Annotated in this window: 14 protein-coding genes; 2 read left to right on the top strand and 12 right to left on the bottom strand. The window is 39.5% G+C overall.

Annotated features, from left to right (window positions below; all coding sequences use genetic code 11):
* Positions 1-565 precede the first annotated feature (565 nt).
* Complete coding sequence (locus MJX77_RS05925) at positions 566-1,780, top strand: hypothetical protein (RefSeq protein ID WP_252060789.1); 1,215 nt, start codon at positions 566-568, stop codon at positions 1,778-1,780.
* A gap of 61 nt (positions 1,781-1,841) precedes the next feature.
* Here the strand turns inward: MJX77_RS05925 and murI are convergent, their stop codons facing one another.
* The 9 genes from murI to hutC all read right to left on the bottom strand — a co-directional run bounded on the left by murI (position 1,842) and on the right by hutC (position 13,379).
* Positions 1,842-2,642: a glutamate racemase gene (gene murI / locus MJX77_RS05920; RefSeq protein WP_252060787.1), complete on the bottom strand. Its 801-nt coding sequence runs from the start codon at positions 2,640-2,642 to the stop codon at positions 1,842-1,844.
* Between the two features lie 115 nt (positions 2,643-2,757).
* Positions 2,758-4,584: a DUF885 domain-containing protein gene (locus MJX77_RS05915; protein ID WP_252060785.1), complete on the bottom strand. Its 1,827-nt coding sequence runs from the start codon at positions 4,582-4,584 to the stop codon at positions 2,758-2,760.
* A 252-nt stretch (positions 4,585-4,836) separates the two neighbouring features.
* Positions 4,837-5,757 (bottom strand): formimidoylglutamase, encoded by a 921-nt coding sequence (gene hutG / locus MJX77_RS05910; RefSeq protein WP_252060783.1) that lies wholly within the window; start codon positions 5,755-5,757, stop codon positions 4,837-4,839.
* Between the two features lie 10 nt (positions 5,758-5,767).
* Positions 5,768-6,973 carry an imidazolonepropionase gene (gene hutI / locus MJX77_RS05905; RefSeq protein ID WP_252060781.1) on the bottom strand — a complete coding sequence of 402 codons (1,206 nt, stop codon included), beginning with the start codon at positions 6,971-6,973 and terminating at the stop codon, positions 5,768-5,770.
* Positions 6,974-7,024: 51 nt separating this feature from the next.
* Positions 7,025-8,437, bottom strand: a complete 1,413-nt coding sequence (locus MJX77_RS05900) for an amino acid permease (protein ID WP_107880410.1) — start codon at positions 8,435-8,437, stop codon at positions 7,025-7,027.
* Between the two features lie 64 nt (positions 8,438-8,501).
* Complete coding sequence (hutH, locus tag MJX77_RS05895) at positions 8,502-10,040, bottom strand: histidine ammonia-lyase (protein ID WP_005300454.1); 1,539 nt, start codon at positions 10,038-10,040, stop codon at positions 8,502-8,504.
* 87 nt (positions 10,041-10,127) lie between these two features.
* On the bottom strand, positions 10,128-11,804 hold the full coding sequence (gene hutU, locus MJX77_RS05890; RefSeq protein WP_005300451.1) for a urocanate hydratase: 1,677 nt from the start codon (positions 11,802-11,804) through the stop codon (positions 10,128-10,130).
* 250 nt (positions 11,805-12,054) lie between these two features.
* Entirely contained in the window at positions 12,055-12,630 is a 576-nt protein-coding gene (locus MJX77_RS05885; RefSeq protein WP_252060779.1) for a HutD/Ves family protein, read from the bottom strand.
* Positions 12,627-13,379, bottom strand: a complete 753-nt coding sequence (gene hutC, locus MJX77_RS05880; RefSeq protein WP_252060778.1) for a histidine utilization transcriptional repressor HutC — start codon at positions 13,377-13,379, stop codon at positions 12,627-12,629. The genes MJX77_RS05885 and hutC overlap by 4 nt, the downstream gene beginning before the upstream one ends.
* Positions 13,380-13,732: 353 nt before the next feature.
* On the opposite strand from hutC, the gene MJX77_RS05875 reads away from it, so the two are divergent.
* Positions 13,733-14,845, top strand: coding sequence for an acyltransferase family protein (locus MJX77_RS05875; RefSeq protein WP_252060776.1), 1,113 nt, complete (start codon positions 13,733-13,735; stop codon positions 14,843-14,845).
* Between the two features lie 33 nt (positions 14,846-14,878).
* Here the strand turns inward: MJX77_RS05875 and zigA are convergent, their stop codons facing one another.
* The 3 genes from zigA to MJX77_RS05860 all read right to left on the bottom strand — a co-directional run bounded on the left by zigA (position 14,879) and on the right by MJX77_RS05860 (position 18,523).
* On the bottom strand, positions 14,879-16,144 hold the full coding sequence (gene zigA / locus MJX77_RS05870) for a zinc metallochaperone GTPase ZigA (protein ID WP_252060774.1): 1,266 nt from the start codon (positions 16,142-16,144) through the stop codon (positions 14,879-14,881).
* A gap of 148 nt (positions 16,145-16,292) precedes the next feature.
* A complete protein-coding gene (gene zrlA, locus MJX77_RS05865) occupies positions 16,293-16,970 on the bottom strand; it encodes a D-Ala-D-Ala carboxypeptidase ZrlA (RefSeq protein WP_252060772.1) in 678 nt (225 codons plus the stop codon).
* 164 nt (positions 16,971-17,134) lie between these two features.
* Positions 17,135-18,523 (bottom strand): amino acid permease, encoded by a 1,389-nt coding sequence (locus MJX77_RS05860; RefSeq protein ID WP_005300436.1) that lies wholly within the window; start codon positions 18,521-18,523, stop codon positions 17,135-17,137.
* Between the last annotated feature and the right edge of the window lie 68 nt (positions 18,524-18,591).

Raw genomic sequence — 18,591 nt, 5'->3', positions numbered from 1 at the left:
TGGGAAATACTCAGAAAGTATAACCCATTCGCTAGGATACGGTCTGCTAAAACCGACTGGCAATGTAGGCCAGCAACGAAATATTAATCGGTATAATAAAGAACGTCAATTTATTTTAATGAAAAAGTTTAAATATAATAATTTAATTAATGTTTATATAATATTTTCCTTATTTTATATTTATAGCTTTTAATTAAATTTAAACTATAAAACTGAGTTATATATATTTAGTTAATAAAATAGATTAATCGTTAAGTAATTTAAAAATATATTGTTATCAAAGCAACCATAACTTTGATAACTCAGCTATTAGAAAGCCTGATATGTCTTTGAAATACTTATTGGACTTTTTTATTACGGTTATAAAGCTCTAAAGCATAGTCTCTGGCTTTTATTAAGTAATTCTAATAAATACAATTAAATCAAGATGTTATATACAAAAACCAACAAAAACACTTGGATTTATATGTGAAAAATTATGGTATAAATCACGCTTCGAAATTTACTTGATAACTATTAATTTCGACAACTACAAAAACTTTCTAATTATAAGGAGTGACTTATCATGGCTAATGGATTCCCAGAAGGAAACTTTAGAATCGTTAACAAAGCGACAGGTGCATGTATCGCAAGTCAATACGGTGGCCAAACCCATGGTTTACAAGATGCAGTAACTGCGCGTGGTGAAACGGGTAAATTAGCTTACTCTCATACAAATGACCGCCTATTTACGGTACATGACAAAGTTAAAAATATAGAAGAAGAGCTTTGGTATTTTGACAGTCACGCAGACAGTTGGGGTTACAGAGTGAATATGCTATACAACAAAGTTACTGATATCCGTTCTAGTTGGGTATTAGGTGCTCATGTTGAAGCAAAGCCAGTTGCCTATAAATTATTAGATAAAGACTTAGAAAACTTTCTTGAGCTTTTACCAAAACAAGATGAACAAACCCTAGCTCACTTAAGAACCAGTGATTTTCTGGATACTGTTCATTTATTACAAACATTTATTGATATTAATGGCGAAGAAACCATTAAATCGGAACTGATTGGTAAACTTGATGATAAAAAGTTAGATGAATATTTAAATAATGCATTGGCTCATGATGCACTTCGTGGCATTGAGCAGAAGTTCCACGAATATGGTTCCTCTCCTTTTCTAGGTTTAAATATTCCTGAACTTGAAGGTTTGTCCGCAAATCCTTTCACTCAGCACAATGAACAACTCTATAAGATCATTCTTGTCTCTATTCAATTAGATATCTTGGATCAAAAAGATTGGAGTTCATATTCACAGTTCAGATTGCATTTAAGACATCAAAATATCAATCGTCTTCTAGAAAATCTTAAAAAAGATAATCTTGAGAAACTACAAAATAAAGTACAGACAGAGTTTAAAAATGTAGAAGACCCTCAAAAAGAAGCAGTAAAAATTATTCAGGAACTTAGCAAAGCCCTCAATTTAAGTACCAATGAAAAAAATATAAATACTGCCAAAAAGATTTTGCAGACAGGCTTAAAGTCAAATGAGTCTTTTGAGCAGCTCCAAACAGCATTAAACAGTACCAATGGCAAAGAATTACAAGCAGTTAATGTGTATGGTGGCGATATTTTCTTACAAGGCGCTGGCCGTCAGTACCAAACTAAGTGGGCATTTGAAGATGGCTATATCTTTGTAGAAGGTAAACCGGATGCAGTACTGACATGCTTAGGTGATACACATGTATATATCAGTCATCGATCTGATGACCCAAGTCAGCATTGGGAATTTAAATAAGTTTAATTTGAGCTAGAACATAAGATGGTAAGAGAAAGCTCTCTTATCATCTTTATAAAATTTATATTGCAATATCTTTTACAGGTAAATGCTTACCTAACAAAGAAAAACTAACATCCGCAACTTCTAACGGGTCTGAACTGGTCCAAATAATATGATTCCCCTCATTTGGACTTTCAGAACTTAAATGATATTGATTGAGCTGCCGAATTAATTGCGCTGTTACAGCTTCCGAAGGCTCAATAATTTGTATATCACGACCTACAATTTCCTGAATCGTGTCTGAAACAAACGGATAGTGGGTGCATCCTAAAATAATCGTATCGACTTTTTGTTCGACCAACGGCGCCAAAATATTTTCTAAATAATCCTTAACTTCCGCTGTATGCGCTTTACCCGTTTCAATTTTTTCGGCCAGACCAATACAAGGCACCAAAGAGACTTTAATATCTTGCGCATACGTTTCAATTAAACTTTTTAAGTTTTTGCCTTTAACCGTGGTTGCAGTTGCCAAGACAGCAATATGCTTACTTTGTGTGATTGCTACTGCTGGTTTTACCGCGGGTTCTATGGCAATAAGTGGCACACTAATTTGCGCTCTAATCGTTTCAATCGCTACAGCGGTCATGGTGTTACAAGCAACCACAATCGCTTTGCACTTCCCGTCATTTATAAGATTTGAAATTAAATGCGTGGTTCGTGAAACAATCCAGTCGCTATCCTTATCTCCATAAGGGACATATTTCGAGTCAGCGAAATAGATAATATCTTCATTCGGAAGCGCCTGCCGAATGTGCTTAAAGAGAGACAGTCCGCCTAAACCAGAATCAATCATTCCAATCGGGTTATTCTTCTGGTCCATTATTTTTCCAATTTAAAATTCTAAAAGAAACTATATTTTTCATTATTATATTATGTTTTCTCACTGTTTTTGAATCAGGTCCAACGAGGACCTGACCTAAATTTCGAATTTTATTTTAAGCTGCCGCTTTTTGTTCCTTAATCCAATTTTTAATACGTGCATCCAATATATTTAAAGGCAATGTGCCTGCATTTAAGATCATGTCATGGAACGCTTTTATATCAAAACGGTCTCCAAGCTCATGTTTCGCGAGCTCTCTTAATTCTAAGATTTTTAGTTGGCCCATCTTGTAGGCTAATGCTTGGGCAGGAATAGCAATATAGCGGTCTGCCTCTGCCTGAATATCAGGTTCATCTAAAGCAGAGTGATCTCTCATGAAATCAATCATTTGCTGACGAGTCCATTTTTTATAATGTACACCTGTGTCCACCACTAGACGACAAGCACGGAACAACTCACTCGATAGTCTTCCATAGTCTGAAAGCGGGTCTTTATAGAAACCAACATCTTTACCCAACTGCTCAGCATAAAGTGCCCATCCTTCAATATAAGCGGTGTGATTCGGCTGCTTTCGGAACATCGGCAAATTTGGCAGGTTTTGGGCAATATCAATCTGCATATGGTGGCCGGGAATTGCCTCATGGTAAGCGGTCGCTTCCATTGATATTTTGGAACGTTCAGAGAAGTCGCCAGTATTTACATATACTTGTCCGGGGCGTGAACCATCAGGTGTGCCTTGGTGATACTCCGCACCTGCCGCTTCTTTTTCTCGATATTGCTCTACAGGCAAAACTTCGACTTTATTTTTGGGCAATAAACCAAAGAGCTTCGGCAACTCTGGTTGCATTTGGGCAATATACCCGCGATAAATCTCTAAAATTTCTTCACGAGATTTTGGGAAAACCGCAGGATTTGTTTTTAAGGATTGTTGGAAACTTTTTAAGTCATTGAAACCTTGTGCTTTAGCAATTTTCAGCATTTCCGCTTCAATACGAGCAACTTCTTTTAACCCAAGCTGATGAATAGTTTCAGGGCTTTCAGGCGTGGTCGTATTGTTTTCTACATAAAAGCGATAGAGCTGATCACCTTTTGGCAAGCTCCATATTCCCTCGTGTTGTCGTCCATAGGGTAAGTAATCTTTCTGAATAAACGTGCCGAGTTTTTGATAGGCAGGCCGAACATTCTGATCTATGGCCTGTAGTATTTCACGGCTTAAACGCTCTTGTTCTGCTTTCGAAATATTGTTTGGAAATTGCTTTAATGGCGAAGCAAACACACTGTCTTTCCCTGCTGGCGTTGCAATGCTATCAATCTGTTTTGCCACCTTTTCAAGTAAATATTTCGGTGGTATCAAGCCATCTTTTTGTCCTTGTTTTGCTAACTGAATACCTTGATCAAGAATAAGAGGAATTTGTTTTAAACGAGCAATATAGTCTTGATATTGTTTAGCATTATTAAATGGAATCGAACTAATAAATCCCGGAAATTGTAAATGTAGTCCCCACATTTGATTGAAAGGCATCTCATAGAGTTTCAAATCATAATTTTTAAGTGTCTCTTTCAACTGATAAATCATTAAATCTTTATTTAATTGATCAGTTGCTGAAAACCCCGTGCTATCAATTGCTTCAAAACGTTTTAAAAAATTTTGAGTACTTTTTTTATCTTTCTCAATCTGATTTTTTGAAGACTCGGTCCAACGATTGTTGTAGCGTAAATCTCCTAAAGTCGTTGCAGTTTCAGGATTATTTTTCAAAGTGTATTCCCACTGTTCTTGTAAAAGCTGGTTTAAAGCTTTCACCCGAACAGAGACATCACTGTTTTGCTTAGATTGTGATTTTTCGATGGTATTTGTATTTATTTCGGGGGGTGTAGCATTAGAAGAATGAGACATCCAAAATAAAACACTGATACAAGCAAAATGTAAGGTTCTGTTTTTCATTTAATTATCCAGAAATATTTAACGAAGGTTAAAATAAAGACAAAACAAATTACGTGCCAAGCAGCATATAAAATAATGTAAAAATCGAGTATTTTTTAACTCAATGATTTTATAAATTAATTTTCTTTTTAATTAAATTATTTATAGTTGCTATCTATATTCCGTAGCTGACTTTAATTTACCAGAAAGTCAAAAAAAGCGCACATGAGCGATCTCAGTGCACTTTTGAATTTCTACATTAAAAATTGTTTCTCAAGAAAACAAATATTGATAAACAATGTACGCAGCCAGTTTTGCTGTTCTATTGTCTAAATCAAATTTTGGATTGCACTCAGCAATATCTAAAAGTTTGATTTTTCCAGTCTCTTGAATATGCTTAAAAATTGCTTCAAAAGTGGCTAAATCAATTCCTTTTACAGCAGGTGCACTGACTCCGGGTGCAACCGCAGCCGCGAAGACATCTAAATCAATCGTAACGTACAAATAGTCTACTTTTTCAATAAAAGCATCAACCGCTGCAAGCACGTTGTTTAGGTTAAAAATATTAACCTCATGATCGCGTAAATATGAACAATTTAGCGCATCGGCTGTATCAAACAAAACTTTAGTATTGGCATGGTTAGCGACCCCAATACATAAATAATTAAATTGTTTTTTATGCTGTTCCGAAAGTCGCGCTGCTTGTAAAAAAGGTGTTCCAGAAGTTGCATGCTCTGCTTCACGCAAATCGAAATGGGCATCGAAATTAATAATGCCTATTTTTTTATCTGGTGCGTGGGCTTGTACATATTGGAACAGACCGCTAAAGCTACCAAAAGCAACTTCATGCCCACCGCCCAATACAATTGGTTTTAAACCATTTTGTAGGCTGGTTGCGACTTGTTCAGCCAACTCAGCTTGGGCTTGCTCTAAATTGTCATATTCGCAGGTCACTGTACCCAAATCGACAATACTGACTGGATGATGAATAGGTAAATTGGCAAGCTGATTACGGATTGCATCTGGAGCATCTGCAGCACCGACTCGACCTTTGTTACGCTTCACGCCTTCATCAGAGCTAAAACCAATCAACGCAAATTCAGCATGTTGGGTTTTATTCATAATATGGTGAATACGTTGGTGTGCTTCACCTTCGCCATCATGGCGACCTTGCCATTTAAATGTGTGATTCATGTGACACCGTTTAAAAAATAACTTCTTGTCCATACTGAATGACTCGCTTAGGCAAATCTCCGCCCAGCCAGTAAACAATTTCAGATGGATGCTCAATATCCCAAGCCACAAAGTCAGCGACTTTACCCTGCTCTAAACTGCCGTGCGTTTGTTCTAAACCGAGCGCTTGTGCAGCATGAATGGTGACACCAGCTAATGCTTGCTCAGGCGTTAAACGGAAGAGCGTACTGCCCATGTTCAGCATTAAACGTACAGAAAGTGCTGGAGATGTACCCGGATTTAAATCACTCGACAGCGCAATACGCACGCCATGTTTAATCAGGCTTTCAATTGGTGGGTATTGTGTTTCACGTAATAGATAAAAAGCGCCCGGTAGTAACACAGCAACCGTACCCGACTCTGCCATGGCTTTGACATCATCTTCGGTCATGTACTCTAAATGGTCGGCTGACAAAGCATGATAACGTGCTGCCAAGCTTGAACCACCTAGCGATGAAAGCTGTTCAGCATGAAGCTTAACGGGTAGACCCAATGATTGTGCTGTTTTAAAAACACGTTCGACCTGAGCAGGTGAAAATGCTAAATGCTCGCAGAATGCATCAACTGCATCGACTAAACCTTCAGCATGCAGTTTAGGCAACATTTCTGTACAGATATGCTCGATATAAGCATCGCTTTGATCTTTGTACTCTGGCGGTAAAGCATGAGCAGCTAAACAGGTACTTTTGACCGTCATTGGTAAAGCTTCACCAATTTGACGGATCACACGCAGCATTTTGCGCTCATTTTCATAATTGAGTCCGTAACCAGACTTAATTTCGATGGTGGTTACACCGTCTTGTTGCATGCAACGAATACGCTTAAGGGCTGATTTCAGTAATTGTTCTTCGCTGGCTTCACGCGTTGCACGTACTGTACTGGCAATACCACCACCGCTTGCTGCAATTTCAGCATAACTTACGCCTTGTAAGCGCTTTTCAAACTCAACACTACGGTTACCACCAAATACACTATGCGTATGACAGTCGATGAAACCTGGGGTTACCCAAGCGCCGTTTAAATCAACTGTTTTGGAATATGTGTCGGTAGGAAGTTGTTGTTGTTTTCCAATCCACTGAATAAGATGCCCTTCTGTGACAATTGCAGCATCTTCAATGTAGGAATATTGCCCATTTTGCATGGTCGCAATGTGGCAATTCTGCCAAAGTTTTTTCATGAGCCTTTCCTCAAAACTGCCCAATAGTTAAACCATTGGGCAGTTCATTTGTTAGCTTTCTATCTCAACATTTTGCTGGATAGGATTACTTTCCTTTCCCAAGTTTTGCTGTGGTTTTACCCATATGCGATAAGCAATAGTTAAGAGTGCAAGCCATGTTATTCCGACATAAATTGCAGGACGTGAATCAGGGAAATAACCCATCATCACTAAAATAAACACCATGAAACCAATCGCGAACGCAGGTGCAACTGGCCAACCCCATACAGGGAAATCAAGTGCTTTAATTTCAGCAGCAGATAATTTACGGCGCATCGCAACTTGCGAAAGCAAAATCATGAGCCATACCCAAACCGTTGCAAAAGTGGCAATTGATGCAATGATCATGAATACATTTTCAGGAATTAGGTAGTTCAACACCACACCAATTAACAGCACGCCAGCCATAACCACAACAGTCATCCAAGGCACACCATTACGCGATAATTTTTGGAAAATGCGAGGTGCTTGACCACGGTTTGCCATACCATAAAGCATACGGCCAGCGCCAAATACATCACTATTAATTGCCGAAATCGCAGCAGTCACCACCACAATATTTAGAATATTCGCAGCAGATTTAATGCCTAAATTTTCAAAAATTTGTACGAATGGGCTACCTTGGCTACCAATTTGATTCCACGGGAAAATCGACATCAAAACAAAAATGGTCAGTACATAGAAAAGTAAAATACGTACTGGAACAGCATTAATTGCTTTTGGCAAAGTGGTTTTCGGGTCTTGTGATTCGCCAGCAGTTAAACCGATAATTTCGATACCACCGAAAGCAAATACAACTACAGATAAACACGCAACTAAGCCTGCAATGCCATGCGGCATAAAGCCATCATAAATCCATAAGTTTTGAATACCCGGTACCACACTGCTATGGTCAGCGTGGAAGCCATAGAACATTAAGCCTATTCCACCTAAAATCATGGCAACAATGGCACTAACTTTAATGATGGAAAGCCAGAATTCGAGTTCACCAAAGACTTTAACGTGAATCAGGTTAATGGCACCCAAGAACATAATCAGAGATAAAATCCAGATCCACCGTGGCACATCGGGATACCAGAACCCCATATAAATACCAAAAGCGGTGACATCGGCAATCGCGACAATCACCATTTCAAAAACATAGGTCCAGCCTGTGGTAAAACCTGCCAAAGGACTAATGTACTGTGATGCATAGTGGCTAAATGAACCGGATACTGGGTTATGGACAGCCATTTCACCCAGTGCGCGCATAACGATATAAATTGCAATCCCTGCAACGATATACGCCAATAATACTGAAGGCCCCGCCATTTTAATGGCGGTAGCCGAACCATAGAAAAGCCCAGTTCCAATTGCTGAGCCCAATGCCAAGAAACGAATATGGCGGGTGTTCAATCCCCGCTGTAGTGTGGAGTTTTGTGACATTATAATCTCCAATCCTTGAGGAAATTTAGTTAGATTCGGCCACTCCATGTGACCGTTTTATCAATCACACTTCAGATAAACTAGGGAGTAGTTTTGGAATAAGTAACTCGTTTAAACAGCCACTCGAAAGTAATTCACTTGCTTGTTCAATATCAGGAGCAAAGAAACGGTCTTCACTGTAGTAAGGAACTTGATCGCGCAAGATTTTACGAGCTTGTTCAAGTTTAGGCGAGCTTTTTAAGCCTTCACGGAAGTCTAGACCCTGACAAGCGCCTAACCATTCGACAGCTAAAATGCCACGGACGTTATCAGCCATATACCAAAGACGTTTACCTGCATTCGGAGCCATTGATACATGGTCTTCCTGATTCGCTGAAGTTGGCAAACTATCAACACTCGCTGGATGTGCAAGTGCTTTGTTATCACTCGCAAGAGCTGCTGCTGTAACTTGAGCAATCATGAAGCCTGAGTTAACGCCACCATTTGCAACCAAGAACGGTGGAAGCTGTGACATGTGGCGATCCATCATCATCGAAATACGACGTTCTGAAAGTGAACCAATTTCTGCGATTGCCAATGCTAAGTTATCTGCCGCCATTGCTACAGGTTCTGCATGGAAGTTACCACCAGAAATCACATCACCTTGTTCTGCAAAAACAAGTGGGTTATCAGATACAGCATTTGCTTCAATTTCTAAAACTTCAGCAGCCTGACGGATTTGAGTTAGACATGCACCCATCACCTGTGGTTGGCAACGTAAAGAATACGGATCTTGAACTTTGCTACAGTCTTCGTGTGAATGTGCAATTTCACTCGAATCCGTCAATAAGTCACGATAAGCCGCCGCCACATCAATTTGACCACGTTGACCACGTACTTCATGAATCCGAGCATCAAACGGTGAGCGTGAACCCAGCATTGCTTCAACACTTAAGCCACCACAAACTGTCGCAGCAGCAAATAAATCTTCAGCTTCAAACAAGCCACGTAAAGCATAAGCAGTCGAAACTTGGGTACCATTTAAAAGTGCCAAGCCTTCTTTTGCTGCTAAAGAAATTGGCTCTAAACCTGCAATTTTTAAAGCTTCAACTGCTGGTAACCATTCACCTTTATAACGCGCCTTACTTTCACCAAGTAAAATCAATGACATGTGTGCAAGTGGTGCCAAGTCACCTGAAGCGCCGACTGAACCTTTAAGAGGAATGTGCGGATAAACTTCAGCATTAATTAAAGCCAACAAAGCATCAATGACTTTACGGCGAATACCTGAGAAGCCACGTGCCAAGCTATTTGCTTTCAATAGAATAATTAAACGAACCATTGCATCATCAAGTGCTTCACCTACACCTGCTGCATGGGAAAGAACCAATGAACGTTGTAACTTTTCTAAATCTTCAGGAGCAATCTTGGTTGAAGCAAGTAAACCAAAACCTGTGTTAATGCCGTAAGCTGTACGCCCTTCATTTACAATCTGTTCTACACAAGCCACGCTTGCGTTGATTGCAGCTGAAGCACTTTCATCTAATTTAACTTTAATCGGGTTGAGGTAAGCTTGACGTAAATCAGCTAAGGTTAATTTTCCCGGTTGGATCAGTAATTCCATGTTGGCTTCCTAATTTTTTGCACTATATTCTGCTGAGACAGTGCTTTTCACAATTGCAAAAAGCACCGCCAGTTCTTCCATGTATTTTTATTGCGTAATCATTGGCAAGTTTAAGCCTTGCTCTTTCGCACAGTTAATCGCAATTTCATAACCGGCATCGGCATGACGCATAACACCTGTTGCAGGGTCATTGGTCAGTACACGAGCAATACGTGCAGCAGCTTCATCTGTACCATCACACACAATCACAACGCCTGAGTGTTGAGAGAAGCCCATACCTACACCACCACCATGGTGTAAAGAAACCCAAGTTGCGCCGCCTGCTGTATTAAGCAAAGCGTTTAATAAAGGCCAGTCTGATACTGCATCTGATCCATCTTGCATTGCTTCAGTTTCACGGTTTGGACTCGCAACTGAACCTGAGTCTAAGTGGTCACGACCAATCACAACTGGAGCTGATAATTCACCGCTACGAACCATTTCGTTAAATGCCAAACCAAGTTTTGCACGTAAGCCTAGACCAACCCAACAAATACGTGCTGGTAAGCCTTGGAAGCTAATACGTTCACGAGCCATGTCTAACCAGTGATGTAAATGTTCATCATCAGGAATTAACTCTTTAACTTTGGCATCTGTTTTATAAATGTCTTCTGGGTCACCAGAAAGCGCTGCCCAACGGAATGGACCAATGCCACGGCAGAACAATGGACGGATATATGCAGGTACGAAGCCAGGGAAATCAAAAGCGTTTTCTACGCCTTCTTCTTTCGCCATTTGACGGATGTTATTACCGTAGTCAAATGTTGGAACACCCATTTTTTGGAAATCGAGCATCGCTTGTACGTGTTTCGCCATCGACTGTTTTGCAGCTTTTACAACAGCTTCTGGTTCAGTTTTGGCACGTTCACGGTATTCATCCCAAGTCCAGCCTACTGGTAAGTAGCCATTGAGTGGATCGTGTGCACTTGTTTGGTCGGTGACCATGTCAGGACGTACACCACGGCGAACAAGCTCAGGTAAAATCTCTGCAGCATTGCCATGAAGTGCAATTGAAATAACCTTGCCTTCTTTCGTGTAACGATCAATACGCGCTAAAGCATCATCTAAATCAGTTGCTTGTTCATCTACATAACGCGTACGTAAACGGAAATCGATACTTGCTTGCTGACATTCGATGTTTAAAGAACAAGCCCCTGCAAGTGTTGCAGCTAAAGGCTGAGCGCCACCCATACCGCCTAAACCAGCAGTAAGAACCCAACGACCGTTTAAATCACCATTGTAATGTTGGCGGCCAGCTTCAACGAAAGTTTCATAAGTACCTTGCACAATGCCTTGGCTACCGATGTAGATCCAAGAACCCGCTGTCATTTGACCGTACATTGCGAGTGCTTTTGCATCTAATTCGTTAAAGTGTTCCCAGTTTGCCCAGTGCGGTACAAGGTTTGAGTTTGCGATTAAAACGCGCGGTGCATCTTTATGAGTTTTAAATACACCAACTGGCTTGCCTGATTGAACTAATAAAGTTTCGTCAGTTTCAAGATTTTTTAAAGTATCTACAATTTTGTCGAAACATTCCCAGTTTCGTGCTGCACGGCCAATACCACCGTATACAACCAACTCTTTCGGGTTTTCTGCAACGTCCGGATCAAGGTTATTCATCAACATACGTAATGGGGCTTCAGTTAACCAACTCTTAGCCGTTAATTCAGTGCCACGTGGTGCACGAATTTCTACATCACGAAATTTTGTTGTCGTTGTTGTCACAGGCGGACTCCTTCCTTTGAGCTTACATCAGCAGAACATCACTTGTTTCTGCATTTGTATAGTAATGTATTAACTTGTATATACATCCATATACTACACAAATATTTTACGACGTGAAGAGGGTTACTCATATTTTTTTAAAAAAATTGAATAAGCTTATGAATTAAATTAATTTATTTTTATTTTATGCATAAAAAAAGCACATATCTTTTCACTCGACATGTGCTTTTAAAGAAGAATTTATTTAGTTTTAACGTTGAATTAACTCAATAACATAACAAGTTTTTTCCCAATTTTTAGGGAAATGAACTGAGGTAATCGCAGTAGTTTTCTCAATTTTTAGTGTCTCGTGAACAGCAAGCTGAACGGAATGATCATCAACATGTACTTGTGTTTCACCACCCTGATTAAAAATAAAAATCAGGTCTGCCGAACTTAAAAAGGTCTGTTCTTCTGTACCCTCTACTCTCTGAAAGCGGGCATGAAACTTTGCAGGATCATAAATTAAATTTAAATCTCGAATTGCACCGTCTACCAGTTCACTTTGAACCTGACTTTCGCCATGAAAAGCAAAAATATGGCCTTGGTTCAGCGTTTTGGCAGGAAGATCATCGACATGCAGCACCAAGCCTTTTCCATCAAGCACACTAATAATTCGCTGCTTATTGGGAAATAGCGAAAATGGCCCAGAAGTGGTCACATCAGCCATCGAAATACGCCAATCGAAATCAGCCTCACCTTGGCTTCGCGCAATTTCTAAAGTGAAACCCGCACCATTTTTCCAAAGCATTTTTGTATATTGATCGGCCCTGATCAATTCAATCATGGGTTAAATTTCCCTTCGAGATAATAGCGGCTACCCGGATAAATCAAACGTGCGCTTGAAATGAGTTGTTTATTTGACCATGTACGGCGGCGAATCAGTAAGCATGGTTCAGCTTTGGTGATCTTCAACCATTTACACTCTTGAGGAGATGCTAAAACTGCCTCAACAATATGCTCACCTTCTGAGACAGGTGCTTTTGCCATGAGGTAAGCATTCGGGGTAATGGTTTTAAAATCTTGTTGTAAATAATCTGGAATGAGCGCTGCATCGACTAAACGATCTTCGACCTGAACAGGTACATCATTTTCATAATGCACAATAATCGAGTGAAATAATCTTTGCCCTTCGCGAGTCTGCATTAACACGCTTTGCTCTGCATTTGCATGAATTTGTTCTAAGACTAAAACTTCAGCGTGGTGCTTATGGTTTCGTGCAATAATCTCATCGGCAATATTATTAATCTGAAAAAGTGCAGTTCGGCCTTGTCCTTCAGCAACGAAAGAACCAACGCCCTGAATTCGAACCAACAACCCTTCAGTCGTTAATTCACGAAGCGCACGGTTTACAGTCATACGGCTACAACCGAGTTGATTAACCAGTTCACTTTCCGAAGGAATTTTTTTATTTACAGCCCATGAACCTTCATAAATTTTTTGTGAAATCAGTTGTTTTACGCGTTGATATAAAGGAACTGGACTATCAGCTTCAATCGAAAGCTCAGCATGTTCTTGTTTTGATGTTCTGGGCATAACAAATACTCAAAAAGGCGGCAGGCAAAAAGGTATTTTAGTTGACATGCTATGTATATACAACCACATACAACATGTTAATTTATGAATTAAATAGATTTTAAAAAGTTTAAAAAATAAACATAGCTCGATAAGAGCTAATTTAAAGTTTTATGTAGAGAAATTCAAATATATAAAGGCTTTATCAATATTTATTTAATAGTTATTTCTGCTATGCCCGTGCTCAACTCAAGGATGTAAAAAGTATCGTCTTTTCTGATTTACGAAATGCTGTTTAAAATTTTTATTTAAAATAACTGATCGATAGTATTCTTCTGCCACACAGTATATTAATAAAACTGGAAGCACATCGAATGCGTAATTATAAAATAGATATTCTTCGAGGAATTTCTATCCTGTTAGTTCTTTTACATCATTTTAATATTCCCTATAAACTTAAAGATACATGGTTAGGTTTTGATTTCTTAGGTGAAGCATTTAGCACAGTCATCGCAAGAAACGGAAATTATGGCGTCACCATGTTTTTTGTGATTTCGGGTTTTTTAATTACCCATCACACTTTAAAACGAGACAAACAATTTTCCGCAATTAACCTCAAGCATTTTTATATCCGACGGGCAGCGCGTATTTTACCGTGTCTGTTATTACTCATTTTAGGTGTAAGCATACTTGGGTCATTTGACTTAAAACCCTTTATGAACCAAGCACCAAATGGTATTGAGGTTTCCTATCCACTAACAATTTTTGCGGCTTTAACCTTCTGGATGAATATCCTGATTATTAAATTTGGTTGGGTCAACTACGCTTTAGGTGTGTTGTGGTCACTCTCTGTAGAAGAAGTTTTTTACTTTGTTTTTCCATTATTGTGCCTGCTCACCCGCAATAATAAGGTCTTTATTGCTGTACTGATTGGAGTAATTTTATACGGGCCTTATTTTAGGTCTCTACATTTTGGAGAAGAAAGCGGCGCCTATTTATATCATTATTTTTCAAGTTTTGATGGTATAGCAATTGGCTGTTTAATCGCTATTTTTTCTCATAAATATCAGCCAAATTGGGCCTATAAAAAACCTCTTTCGTGGTTAATTATTTTGAGCATGGTCGCTCTTTATTTATATGCGCCAATTAAAGAAGTCAGTACATGGGGTATTAGCTTATTTGCTCTTGCCACAGGCTTACTGATTTTATGTTTTCAACATCCTTCCGAAACGCAAGCGCATAACTTATTTACAAAATTTATGGTTTGGTTGGGGCAAAGAAGTTATGAAACTTATTTGTTTCATCTGGTTGTGCTGGGGCTTATGAAAGTTGCTTTTGTTCCAGCCCAAACCGACTCTAGCATCAAAATTATGCTTTTAATTGGCTATCTGATTCTGACCTTTATTATCAGCGCAGCAATTGAAAAATATTATTCCACCCCACTTAACAGCTACATTCGAAAGATTTTCATTAAAGATAAATCATAAAAAAAAGCCCCTTTTAAATAGGGGCTTTTTTAATTAAGCAATCAACATGGTTTCATCATCTTGCTTAAAAGGGTTCGACCAGCTCTGCCAAGCTTGTGGCCCTAAAGCCATTTCTTCATCATTTAATAAACAACGGTCTAAGCGTTCTATTAAAGCTTGCTCATCCATTTGCATACCAATTAGCACCAGCTCCTGACGTGCATCACCTGTTTGAGCATCCCAAACCTTTTTAATTTGTTCGATGCTGTCTAAGTCACTTGGCCAGTCTTCTTCTGCAACGGCCGCCCACCAATAACCTGCCAAGCCATGCCGCGCCATCGCACCTGCTTGTGACCAAGAATAAGCCAATGTCGGTTCAGCAGCCAACCAGAAAAAGCCTTTGGAACGAACGACACCCGGCCATTCAGCCTGTACCAAATCATAAAAACGCTCTGGATGGAAAGGTCGGCGGGCGCGGTAAACAAAGCTACTAATGCCATACTCTTCAGTCTCTGGCGTATGCTCTCCACGTAATTCTTTTAACCATCCCGGTGCTTGTGCAGCTTCAGCAAAATCGAATAATTGTGTATTTAAGATTTTATCTAAAGCGATCTTTCCAAATTGAGCAATTTCAATTCGAGCACGCGGGTTTAGAGTTTTTAAAATTGCAATGAGTTGGTCTTGCTGAGCCTGATCAATCAAGTCAATTTTATTCAGCATAATCACATCACAAAACTCAATCTGATCAATAAGCAAGTCCACCACAGTTCGCTCATCTTGTTCGCCTAAGGACTCACCACGTTGTTGCAGAGAGTCGACTGAACTGTAATCTTTAAGAAAGTTAAAAGCATCGACTACCGTGACCATAGTGTCGAGTCGAGCAAACTCATTGAGTGAGTTTCCATCTTCATCTTCAAAGGTAAAGGTTTCTGCAACAGGCAGCGGTTCAGAAATGCCAGTTGACTCAATCACCAATTGATCAAAGCGTCCTTCATCAGCTAAACGTTTAACCTCAACCAGTAAATCTTCTCGTAACGTACAACAGATACAGCCATTACTCATTTCAACCAGCTTTTCATCTGTTCTTGAAAGCTCCGCCCCACCTTCGCGTACTAATGCCGCATCAATATTCACCTCAGACATATCATTAACAATCACGGCAATACGGCGACCTTCGCGATTATTTAAAATATGGTTGAGTAAGGTGGTCTTTCCTGCACCCAAAAAGCCAGATAAAACAGTGACGGGAAGCTTGGCAAATGAGTTGGCGATTGCAGTGCGCATGGCTTGATCTCTTTGAATAATATTTAAACTGATCATGGCTGGCCATTTAAATATGGCCAGATCACAGGCGTAATCTATTTCTAAACCACAATAATGTTATGTTATAACATAACTGCTGATCAAGTTTTTATTCCAGTTTTATTTAAGCCTATTCATTTAGTCTTTGAAAAAATTGCTTTTATAGTTACTGACAAATCGATGTTCTATAGTGATGGTCAGGCCCCCATGAACGGAATCCTTGGCTATCAATATGGATTTGTCCCGAAGCATAAACACCTAGCCCCATATTAAGTGCTTGACCCTTGGTTTCCCAGAACTGACAAAGTTTAGTTTTGGTTTGTTGAATATTGAACTGGTCTAAATCGGTAGGCTGTTCTGGTCCAATTCGAAAATCAAGCGCTGCATTAAAGACATGTCGAGAAGCATCTGCACCACCCGCACAACGGTTTAAAGATAAAGCTCGATAGGCCGATGTCACTTCAAAATCGTTAATCACACCATCGTCAACCAATGCTTTTAAAATGCTAAGTGTCGGAACGATGTTGGACCAAATCTCTCTTGGTGGCACCGCATACGGCTCAACTCCACATTTTTGCCAATCGCGAGCCGAGCGTAATAACTCATGGTCTGGAACTAAATTGGCAAGCCCTTTTTGCTTAAGAAATTGCTTATAAGCTTGTACAGACTGTCCGTGATCTGCGGTTGCGATCCAAGCCACATAATCTTCGGGTTGCTGCTTTATCCTGACCACTGTTTTTTTAGGCTGCGGCAAAGTGTGGGTGTGTAGAGGAGTTGTTGGCTTGGGCGTTTGAGTACTACACGCTGTAAGAGATAATAAAATTAAACCTAAATAACGTTTCATAAATATGCTCTATCTTCGCCAAAAATGGGAAGACTGCTCATCATTAAATTGAGCAAATGTTATATTATAACAATAATAAAGTCCTTTAATTTCTGTTGCTAAATTTTAAAAATAAAAAAGGACGTATGAGATACGTCCTTTTGATAACTACACTTACGCTGTTATTAAATATCGGCTTCTACAGCAGTTAAAGACTGCTCAGCTTTTAGTTTTCGGCGTTTAAATTGATAAGCCACCATCAAACATAAGATCCAGCCAGGAATCATCATGACCGCAACACGCATATCTGGTGTTAAAGACATCACAATTAAAATGCCCAACATAAACACGATGCATAAATAGTTGCTAAATGGATACATGAAGCTTGGGAACTTCGTTGTTTGCCCTTGGCGTTGCATATATTTGCGGAATTTTAAATGCGTCCATGAAATTACAACCCAGTTAATCACAATGGCTGCAACCACGAGCATCATGAGTAAACCAAATGCTTTTTCAGGGAAAATATAATTTAACAATACACATAAAATAGTCACAGCAGCAGAAAGGATCACTGCATTGGTTGGAATGCCGCGTTTATTAATGTGTGCAAATACTTTTGGCGCATTTCCTTGCTGAGCAAGACCAAGCAACATACGGCTACTGCAATAGCTTGTACCGTTATAAACTGAAACCGCAGCAGTCAAAATCACAAAGTTCAACAACGTTGCGATCCCTTGGCTATCTAAAGAAGCAAATACCATCACAAACGGGCTTCCGCCTTGTGCCATCTGGTTCCATGGGAATAGCGAGAATAAAACAAAAAGTGTCGCAATATAGAAAATCAAAATACGGTAAATAATTTGATTCACAGCTTTAGGTAAAGTTTTATCAGGGTCACGTGCTTCAGCCGCAGTAATACCGAAAAGCTCAATACCACCAAAAGCAAAAATAATGACAGCCATTGCCATGACTAAACCTTCAACACCAAATGGGAAGAAACCACCAAGTGCCCAGAGGTTCGAAATGCTTGCTTGTGGACCTGCCGTGCCTGTTGCAAGTAAATATGAACCAAAACCAATCATTGCAAGAATCGCCAAGATTTTGACAATAGAAAACCAAAATTCCATTTCGCCAAAAAACTTAACATGTAGCAAATTAATGCCATTAATTAAGACAAAGAAGGTTAAAGCAGATGCCCACGTTGGGATTTGCGGCCACCAATATTGAATATAAAGACCAATTGCACTTAGTTCTGCCATACAGACGAGAACATTGAGTACCCAATAGTTCCATCCTGACATGAACCCTGCAAATGGTCCCCAATATTTGTAGGCAAAATGACTAAAAGACCCACTGACTGGCTCTTCAACCACCATTTCACCAAGCTGACGCATCATTAAAAAAGCAATAAATCCTGCAATGGCATAACCGAGGATGACCGATGGACCTGCTAATTTAATCGATTGTGATATACCAAGAAAAAGCCCTGTGCCAATCGCCCCACCCAATGCAATAAGCTGGATGTGCCGATTACTCAAACCATGTTTCAGGTTTCCTTGCTCTTGTGCTGACATATGATTATTCTCATCCGTGTCACGTAATTTTTTTCCAATAAATTACGTATATCATAAATTGATCAAAC

This window comes from Acinetobacter sp. AHP123, assembly GCF_023757925.1.
In the GTDB taxonomy this organism is placed as follows: domain Bacteria; phylum Pseudomonadota; class Gammaproteobacteria; order Pseudomonadales; family Moraxellaceae; genus Acinetobacter; species Acinetobacter oleivorans.
Note: the sequence above shows the minus strand (reverse complement) of the source record. Positions and strands in the feature narration are given on the sequence as shown.

Bases quoted from the DNA above. Each gene is read 5' to 3' on its own strand.
- MJX77_RS05925 (WP_252060789.1), top strand. From the start codon at position 566: ATGGCTAATGGATTCCCAGAAGGAAACTTTAGAATCGTTAACAAAGCG.
- murI (WP_252060787.1), bottom strand. From the start codon at position 2,642: ATGGACCAGAAGAATAACCCGATTGGAATGATTGATTCTGGTTTAGGC.
- MJX77_RS05915 (WP_252060785.1), bottom strand. From the start codon at position 4,584: ATGAAAAACAGAACCTTACATTTTGCTTGTATCAGTGTTTTATTTTGG.
- hutG (WP_252060783.1), bottom strand. From the start codon at position 5,757: ATGAATCACACATTTAAATGGCAAGGTCGCCATGATGGCGAAGGTGAA.
- hutI (WP_252060781.1), bottom strand. From the start codon at position 6,973: ATGAAAAAACTTTGGCAGAATTGCCACATTGCGACCATGCAAAATGGG.
- MJX77_RS05900 (WP_107880410.1), bottom strand. From the start codon at position 8,437: ATGTCACAAAACTCCACACTACAGCGGGGATTGAACACCCGCCATATT.
- hutH (WP_005300454.1), bottom strand. From the start codon at position 10,040: ATGGAATTACTGATCCAACCGGGAAAATTAACCTTAGCTGATTTACGT.
- MJX77_RS05885 (WP_252060779.1), bottom strand. From the start codon at position 12,630: ATGATTGAATTGATCAGGGCCGATCAATATACAAAAATGCTTTGGAAA.
- hutC (WP_252060778.1), bottom strand. From the start codon at position 13,379: ATGCCCAGAACATCAAAACAAGAACATGCTGAGCTTTCGATTGAAGCT.
- MJX77_RS05875 (WP_252060776.1), top strand. From the start codon at position 13,733: ATGCGTAATTATAAAATAGATATTCTTCGAGGAATTTCTATCCTGTTA.
- zigA (WP_252060774.1), bottom strand. From the start codon at position 16,144: ATGATCAGTTTAAATATTATTCAAAGAGATCAAGCCATGCGCACTGCA.
- zrlA (WP_252060772.1), bottom strand. From the start codon at position 16,970: ATGAAACGTTATTTAGGTTTAATTTTATTATCTCTTACAGCGTGTAGT.
- MJX77_RS05860 (WP_005300436.1), bottom strand. From the start codon at position 18,523: ATGTCAGCACAAGAGCAAGGAAACCTGAAACATGGTTTGAGTAATCGG.